At 64.3% G+C, this 8,537-nt stretch carries 4 protein-coding genes; 3 read left to right on the forward strand and 1 reads right to left on the reverse strand.

Annotated elements, in window-relative coordinates:
* Nucleotides 1-258: 258 nt before the first annotated feature.
* A complete protein-coding gene (locus tag C6A77_RS24610; protein WP_114171952.1) occupies nucleotides 259-4,089 on the reverse strand; it encodes a bifunctional diguanylate cyclase/phosphodiesterase in 3,831 nt (1,276 codons plus the stop codon).
* A 249-nt stretch (nucleotides 4,090-4,338) separates the two neighbouring features.
* On the opposite strand from C6A77_RS24610, the gene C6A77_RS24615 reads away from it, so the two are divergent.
* The 3 genes from C6A77_RS24615 (at nucleotide 4,339) to gdhA (ending at nucleotide 8,378) form a co-directional block, all read left to right on the forward strand.
* Nucleotides 4,339-4,755: a hypothetical protein gene (locus C6A77_RS24615; protein WP_114171953.1), complete on the forward strand. Its 417-nt coding sequence runs from the start codon at nucleotides 4,339-4,341 to the stop codon at nucleotides 4,753-4,755.
* Nucleotides 4,756-5,057: 302 nt separating this feature from the next.
* Nucleotides 5,058-6,725, forward strand: coding sequence for an energy-dependent translational throttle protein EttA (gene ettA, locus C6A77_RS24620; protein WP_114171954.1), 1,668 nt, complete (start codon nucleotides 5,058-5,060; stop codon nucleotides 6,723-6,725).
* A 312-nt stretch (nucleotides 6,726-7,037) separates the two neighbouring features.
* Nucleotides 7,038-8,378 carry an NADP-specific glutamate dehydrogenase gene (gene gdhA / locus C6A77_RS24625; RefSeq protein ID WP_114171955.1) on the forward strand — a complete coding sequence of 447 codons (1,341 nt, stop codon included), beginning with the start codon at nucleotides 7,038-7,040 and terminating at the stop codon, nucleotides 8,376-8,378.
* Nucleotides 8,379-8,537: the final 159 nt, after the last annotated feature.

Below are 8,537 nucleotides of genomic sequence, written 5' to 3' on the forward strand. Positions count from 1 at the left end.
CCGCTCCCACAGGTTTCAGCGCAAGCCCGAGGCATACGCAGCCCCATGTGGGAGCGGGTTCACCCGCGAAGCAGGCGACGCGAGGGATGGCACCGGCTGCGCCGGTGTTCGCGGCCACGGCCGCTCCCACAGGGATCGCGCCAGTTTTTGGAAATTGATCAAGACAGTTGCTCCCACCCCGACCGTATCGACCTCAAAGTCTTGTGCAGTACCTGTGGGAGCCGGCTTGCCGGCGATGAGGCCCGTTCCGGCAACGCCTCAATTGAACATGAACAACGTCTCGTTGGCGAACTGCGCCTCGAACTGGTGTGCCGGCATCGGCCGGCCGAACAGGTAGCCCTGCACTTCGTCGCAACCATGTTCGCGCAGAAACTCCAGCTGCTCGTGGGTTTCCACGCCTTCGGCGATCACCGCCAGGTTCAGGCTGTGGGCCATGGCGATGATCGCCCGGGCAATCTGCGCATCCTGCTCGCCTTCGGGCAGGCCGTCGACGAAGGTGCGGTCGATCTTCAGCACATCGATGGGGAACTGCTTGAGGTAGTTGAGCGATGAGTAACCGGTGCCGAAGTCGTCCACGGCAATGCTCAGGCCGAGGTTCTTCAGGCTCATCAGAATCTGCAGCGCTTCGTCCACCTCGCGCATCAGGATGCTTTCGGTCAGCTCCAGTTCCAGGCACGCCGGCGGCAGGCCGGTGGCCTCCAGGGTACTGGCGATGCGCGTGCCCAGCTGGCCGTCGGAGAACTGCCGGGCCGAGATGTTCACCGACACCTTCGGCACCCGCACGCGGGCCTTGTGCCAGGCCTTGAGCTGGCGACAGGCCTCGCGCAGTACCCAGTCGCCCACATCCACCACCAGGCCGAGTTCTTCGATCACCGGGATGAAATCGCCCGGCGGCACCAGGCCTCGGGTCGGGTGGCGCCAGCGCAGCAGCGCTTCGGCGCCGGTCAGGCGCTTGCCGTCACCGCTGAACTGCGGCTGGTAGTAAAGGATGAACTCGTTCTGCTCCAGCGCATGGCGCAGGTCGCTTTCCAGTTCCAGGCGCTCCAGGGCACTGGCGTTCATCTCGGCCTGGTAGAACTGGAAGTTGTTCTTGCCGCGTTCCTTGGCGTGGTACATGGCGGTATCGGCGTTTTTCATCAGCTGGCTCAACTCGCCGCCATCCTGCGGGCTGAGGGCGATACCGATACTGGCGGTAACGAAGAACTCGCGGTTTTCCAGCACGAACGGCCGCACCAGGCTGGCGAGGATGCTCTCGGCCACGTGGATGGCGCGGTTGAGCGCCATCTCGCGGCTGGCGCGCGGTTGCAGCAGCAGGGTGAACTCGTCACCGCCCATGCGTGCCACGGTGTCGTCGTCATCCACACAGGCCAGCAGGCGCTGGGCCATGTCCTTGAGCATGCGGTCGCCGGCGGCATGACCGAGGGAGTCGTTGATCGGCTTGAAACGGTCCAGGTCGAGGAACATCAGCACCACCCAGGCCTTTTGCCGCTCGGCCTGCTGCAAGGCGTTGTACAGGCGGTCCTGGAACAACGTGCGGTTGGGCAGGTGGGTGAGGGCGTCGTAGTAGGCCAGGCGGTGGATGCGCTGCTCGCTGGCCTTGCGCTCGCTGATGTCGGTGAAGAAGCACACGTAGCTGGCCAGGTCGCCTTCGTCGTCCAGCACGGCGGTAATGCCGACCCAGGCCGGGTAGTGGTCGCCGTCGCGGCGCTTGAGCCACATCTCGCCTTCCCAGCTGCCGCGCTGGTGCAACTGCTTGACCACGTAACGCAGGTGGCCCTCCTGCTGTTCGTCGACGGTGAGCAGGCCGGGCAACTGGTCGAGCACCTCGCTGACCTGGTAACCACTGACGCGGCTGAACGCCTCGTTGGCCTGGACGATATAGCCGGCCGGGTCGGTGATCAGAATCGCCGAGGTGGAGTGCTCGAACACCGTCGCGGCCATGCGCAGGTCTTTCTCGGCACGGCGTTGCTGGCTGATGTCGCGGCCGACCCCGAGCACGCCCTCGAAGCGCTCGTCGTCGTCCCACACCAGCACCAGGCGCAACTCGATGGGGATCTTGCGGCCATCGGCGCGCAGGCAGTCGAACAGGAACAGCTGGGTGGGCAGCTGGCTGCGCAACTGCGCCAGTTGCGCCGGGTCGCCCATGGCCTTGCTGACGCGTTCCATCAGGCCGTAGATGCCGGTGAGCTGAGCCGGGTTGGCGATGATCGACTGCCAGCCGTTGGCGAAGATCCAGTCGGCCTGGTAGCCCAGCACCGCCTGCACCGAGGGGCTGACGTAGTTGAGCTTGAGCAGGCTGTCGGTGGAGAAGATCACATCGCTGATGCTTTCGGCGAGCATGCGGTAGCGCTGCTCGCTGTCGCGCAGCGACTGGCTGGCCTCGATCTGCACCGTCACATCCTTGCCCACGCCGATGATGCGCGTCACCAGGCCATCGGCGTCACGGGTCAGTACCTGTTCGCGGATGTCGTAGCAGCGCCAGCCGCCATCCCGGTGGCGGAAGCGCAGCTGGCAGTGCAGCGGCTGGTCGTGGCCAGTGCTGCGTTGTTGCTGGCGCAGGGCCTGGTAGTGCGCGGCGTCTTCGGGGTGCAGCAGCAGCTCCCAGAAACGGTCGCCCATTTGCGCCAGCTCGGTACGGTCATAGCCCAGGGTCTGGCCGAGGTGGCGGTTGCTGAAGATCATCCGCTGGTTGAGCACATCCTGCACGTACAGCTGGTCGGGCACGGTGCGCACCACATCCGACCAGAAACTTTCACGCTCCAGCAGCGACAGCTCCACCTGCTTGCGGCTGGTAATGTCGCTGATGCTGAGGATGACCGCCTGATAGTCGCGTCGTTGTTGCGGCAGGCGGGCCATCAGCCACAAGTGCAGTTCGCCACCCAGCGGTGCCGGCAGGCGTACTTCCAGTTCCAGCAGCGGGCGTTGCTCGATCAAGGCATCGATCAGCTGCATGCCGACGCTGTCGCGGCCATCGCCCGTGCCGTCGATCAGGCGCTGCCAGGCACCTTCGTGGCATTCGACGTTCAACAGCTGGCGGGCGACCTGGTTGATCTCGGTGATCTTCAGTTCCAGCAGCAGCGAGCGGCGCAGGTTCGGGTCCAGCGCCAGGCTTTGCTTGAGCGCGGCGCGGTTACGCAGGTGGTAACGGTCGAGCTGGCCGGGCAGGCTGGACAGGTCGAGCACGCACAGGGCCACGCCGGTGCCTTCGAAAATTTCCTGGTAGCGCCGGCGATCTTCCTGCAGCGCCTTCTGCCGGCGGCGCATGTTGACCAGCGCCAGCACCGGCAGCAGGGCGCAGAACAGCACCAGCAGGCATTTGCCGAGCAGCGCCGGCAGCAGTTTTTGCCGCGCCAGTTTGGCGTCGAACAGGCCGCGCAGTTGCCAGGTACTGTTGTCGATGAAGGCCAGCATCACGCTTTGCAGCGGTTCGTTGCTGGTAGCGGCCGGCGCGTGGTTTTGCAGCACTTCGCCGCTGCGGCTGTTTTCCAGCAGCCACAGAGGGTGGCCGGCGCCGTTCAGGTGGGTGGTGAGGGTACGGTAGTAATCCGCCGACAGGCGCAGCAGCCAGTAGCCGCGGTCCTGTTCGCTGGCCTGGCGCAGCAGCAGGTAGACGGTGCGGTTGTCGGCCGAATTGGTGAAGAAATAGGCGCGGCCCTGGTTCAGCCTGAACAGCTCGTCAAGCAACTGGCGGTCGGGGCTGCCCGCCAGGCTGTCGGCCTGTATCTGCCCGCCGGTGCCGAGCCAGGCCATGTCCTGCAGGGCCGGCAGGCGCTCGCGCAGGGTAGCGAGCAGGCTCGGCAGGGCGGCTGGCGTCGGCGCTTTGACGTAGGGCTGCACCACGTTCATGGCCTGCTGGGCCTTCAGCGCCATGTTCAGGCTCAGGTGGTTGGCCAGGTCGGTGGTGGCGTTCAGGCTCTGTTTGCGCACATCGGCCTGGGTATGCTTGAACTGGGCGAACAGCTGCCATAGCAGCAGGCCCAGCAGGATCAGGGCCAGCAGCGCCAGCGCACCCTTGATCGACCCGCGCAGCGAAGCGGCGGGTGCCTGTGGCACGGAACGCAATGACGACGGATGAGTGAAATTGGTCAAGCGTTGATCCTGCGATTGGGCTGGCGATGGCAGGGATGGAATCATGCACGGTGTGTGCCGCAGTCAGGTAACCAGACTGCGGTGGCGCACTATAAGGCCGGACACCCGAAACGGGCTAGCATGCCTAGGATTATGGCAAAGTGCCAGTCCGCGTGACCGATGGCGCCGGCCCGGTGGTTCGGCAAGCCCCTGCAACCTGTGCGAGAATGGCGCCCGCTTCAAATGACAACGCATCGGAGATGTTCGGTTTTGGTTACTCACTTTTCCTCCAATGGCCTCGATTCCGCCTGCGGGCGCAGCAGTCAGACCCTTGTCAGCACTGCCGTGACCGAGGACGTATCCTGCAAGTCTTGCCAGCGTTCGCTGAGCAAACCCGAGGCGGCGGCTGCCGCCAAAAGCAAGACCCCATCGCTGGCTGAACTGCGCAAGACCGCCAAGGCGGCAGCTGAGCCGGCAGTTGCTGGGGCTGCCGCTGTGGCTGTGAGCAAGCCTGCTGCCAAGGTTGTCAGCACAGCGCCTGCGGCCGCCAAGCCGGGCAAGGTTGCCGAGCAGCAACCTGCCCGCAACAGCGGCTTCAGTGTGAAAGCCGCCTGGGCTGCGCGCCTGGCCGAGCAGGGTGACCAGTGCCGGTTGCCACGGGGCAAGGCCAAGCAGCGTCACGTCTGAGTCATTTTTGGTTGCTGTGCCGGCCCTTTCGCGGGCACGCCCGCTCCCACAGGGATCGCCGATTGCCCATACCCTGTGCTGAACCTGTGGGAGCGGGCGCGCCCGCGAAAGGGCCGGCACAGGCAATAAATTTCCCCCTGGGATCCCCCGATTTCACCCCACCATCGACCTCTCCTATGCAACGCCGCGCGTTGGCGTAGAATGGTCGACTTTGTTCAATGACACCCCGTAAATACATCCCCCTGGCCAGCGTGTCGGGGCGATCGTCGATGTCTTTACCTATCTGATTAGAGGGCTTGGTTTTGGCTCAATACGTCTACACCATGCATCGGCTGAGCAAGGTCGTGCCGCCGAAGCGGGAGATTCTCAAGAACATTTCCCTGTCGTTCTTCCCGGGCGCCAAGATCGGCGTGCTCGGCCTGAACGGCGCCGGTAAATCGACCCTGCTGCGGATCATGGCCGGCGTCGACAAGGAATTCGACGGCGAAGCCCGTCCGATGCCCGACATCAACGTTGGCTACCTGCCACAGGAACCGCAACTGGACCCGAACAAGTCGGTGCGCGAAGTGGTCGAGGAAGCGGTCAGCGTGATCAAGGACGCCCAGGCACGCCTGGACGAGGTCTACGCCGCCTACGCCGAACCGGATGCCGACTTCGACAAGCTGGCCGCCGAGCAGGCCAAGCTGGAAGCCATCCTGCAGGCCGCCGACGGCCACAACCTGGAGCGCCAGCTGGACGTCGCCGCCGACGCCTTGCGCCTGCCGGCCTGGGATGCACGCATCGAGCACCTGTCCGGTGGTGAAAAACGCCGCGTGGCCCTGTGCCGCCTGTTGCTGTCGGCCCCTGACATGCTGCTGCTCGACGAACCGACCAACCACCTGGACGCCGACTCGGTAGCCTGGCTGGAGCGCTTCCTGCACGACTTCCCGGGCACCGTGGTAGCCATTACCCACGACCGTTACTTCCTCGACAACGTCGCTGGCTGGATCCTGGAACTGGACCGCGGCGCCGGTATCCCGTACGAAGGCAACTACTCGGGCTGGCTGGAAGCCAAGTCCGAGCGCCTGGCGCAGGAATCCAAGCAGCAGAGCGCCCACGAAAAGGCCATGAAAGAGGAACTGGAATGGGTGCGCAAAGGCGCCAAGGCCCGCCAGTCCAAGTCCAAGGCCCGTCTGCAGCGCTTTGAAGAAATGCAGTCGCAGGAATTCCAGAAGCGCAGCGAAACCAACGAGATCTACATCCCGGCCGGCCCGCGCCTGGGCGACAAGGTCATCGAGTTCAAGAACGTCACCAAGGGCTACGGCGACCGGGTGCTGATCGACAACCTGTCGTTCTCCATGCCCAAAGGCGCCATCGTCGGTGTAATCGGTGGTAACGGTGCCGGTAAGTCTACCCTGTTCCGTATGTTGATGGGCAAGGAACAGCCGGACTCGGGCAGCATCGAGATCGGTGAAACCGTGCAGCTGGCCTGCGTCGACCAGAGCCGTGAGGACCTGGACGGTGCCAAGACCGTGTTCCAGCAGATTTCCGACGGTTCCGACATGATCCGCATCGGCAGCTACGAGATCCCGTCGCGTACCTATGTAGGCCGCTTCAACTTCAAGGGTGGCGACCAGCAAAAGTTCGTCAAGGACCTGTCCGGTGGTGAGCGTGGCCGCCTGCACCTGGCCCTGACCCTGAAGGAGGGCGGTAACGTCCTGCTGCTCGACGAACCGTCCAACGACCTCGACGTCGAAACCCTGCGTTCGCTGGAAGAAGCTCTGCTGGACTTCCCCGGCGCAGCAATCGTGATCTCCCACGACCGTTGGTTCCTGGACCGTGTGGCTACCCACATCCTGGCCTACGAAGACGACTCGAATGTGGTGTTCTTCGAGGGTAACTACACCGAGTACGAAGCTGACCGCAAGAAGCGCCTGGGCGATGCCGCTGCCCAGCCGCACCGTGTACGGCACAAGAAGCTGGCCCAGTAAGCCAGTGTGCTGATGCACAGGAATGGGGCCCTTCGTGGCCCCATTTTTGTGCCTGGCTGGAAAGTGGTGCTGGCTTCATTCGCGGGCTCGCCCGCTCCCACAGGAACCCCTTGAACTCAAGACTGTGGTGAACCTGTGGGAGCGGGCGAGCCCGCGAAGAAGCCTCCGCCCACATGTTATTTTGTATACACTTACATAAAACGCACCAAATAATTTCAAAAAAACGACATTTCGCCCTATTCCGGTGCGATTGCTTCTTGGTACATTCCTGAAAAAACCAATAAGTCCAATCCTCTTGGTGAGATGTCTAGCATGATCGAATCCGTCGACGATTTCCTCGCGCGCCTGAAGCAACGCGACCCAGCCCAACCTGAATTCCACCAGGCGGTGGAGGAGGTGCTGCGCAGCCTGTGGCCATTCCTCGAGGCCAACCCGCATTACCTGCAGGCCGGCATTCTGGAGCGCATGGTCGAACCCGAGCGTGCCGTACTGTTCCGCGTGTCCTGGGTCGATGACCAGGGCAAGGTGCAGGTCAACCGCGGCTACCGCATCCAGATGAGCAGCGCCATCGGCCCCTACAAGGGCGGCCTGCGCTTCCACCCGTCGGTCAACCTCGGCGTGCTCAAGTTCCTGGCCTTCGAGCAGGTGTTCAAGAACTCTCTTACCTCCCTGCCCATGGGCGGCGGCAAAGGCGGCTCGGACTTCGACCCGAAGGGCAAGAGCGACGCCGAAGTGATGCGCTTCTGCCAGGCGTTCATGAGCGAGCTGTACCGCCACATCGGCGCCGACCTGGACGTCCCTGCCGGCGATATCGGCGTGGGTGCCCGCGAAATCGGCTTCATGTTCGGCCAGTACAAGCGCCTGGCCAACCAGTTCACTTCGGTGCTGACCGGCAAGGGCATGACCTACGGCGGTAGCCTGATCCGCCCGGAAGCCACCGGCTACGGCTGCGTGTACTTCGCCGAAGAAATGCTCAAGCGCCGCGACCTGCGCATCGACGGCCGTCGCGTGGCGATTTCCGGTTCGGGTAACGTGGCCCAGTACGCTGCGCGCAAGGTCATGGACCTGGGTGGCAAGGTGGTTTCGCTGTCCGATTCCGAAGGCACGCTGTACGCCGAGGCTGGCCTGACCGATGCCCAGTGGGACGCGGTGATGCAGCTGAAGAACGTCAAGCGGGGCCGCATCAGCGAGCTGGCCGGGCAGTTCGGCCTGGAGTTCCGCAAGGGCCAGACCCCGTGGAGCCTGCCGTGCGACATCGCCCTGCCGTGCGCCACGCAGAACGAGCTGGACGCCGAAGACGCCCGCACCTTGCTGCGCAATGGCTGCATCTGTGTGGCCGAAGGCGCCAACATGCCGACCACGCTGGAGGCTGTGGATATCTTCCTGGAAGCCGGCATTCTGTATGCCCCGGGCAAGGCTTCGAACGCCGGCGGCGTGGCCGTGTCGGGCCTGGAGATGTCGCAGAACGCCATGCGCCTGCTGTGGACTGCCGGTGAGGTGGACAGCAAGCTGCACAACATCATGCAGTCGATTCACCATGCGTGCGTGCACTATGGCGAAGAGGCGGATGGCCGGATCAACTATGTGAAAGGTGCGAACATTGCCGGTTTCGTGAAAGTGGCTGATGCGATGTTGGCTCAGGGCGTGGTTTGATCTGAGGTCTTTGGGGCTGCTGTGCAGCCCATCGCCGGGCAGCCCCCGCGCCCCCCCCCCCCCCCCCGCCCCCCCCGGAACAAGAAAACCACCGGGGGGGGGGGGGGGGCCGGGGGGGCGGGGGGGGGGGGCCCGCGGGGCCGGGGGCCCCCGCGGGGG

The organism is Pseudomonas sp. AFG_SD02_1510_Pfu_092 (assembly GCF_003331055.1).
GTDB lineage: Bacteria > Pseudomonadota > Gammaproteobacteria > Pseudomonadales > Pseudomonadaceae > Aquipseudomonas.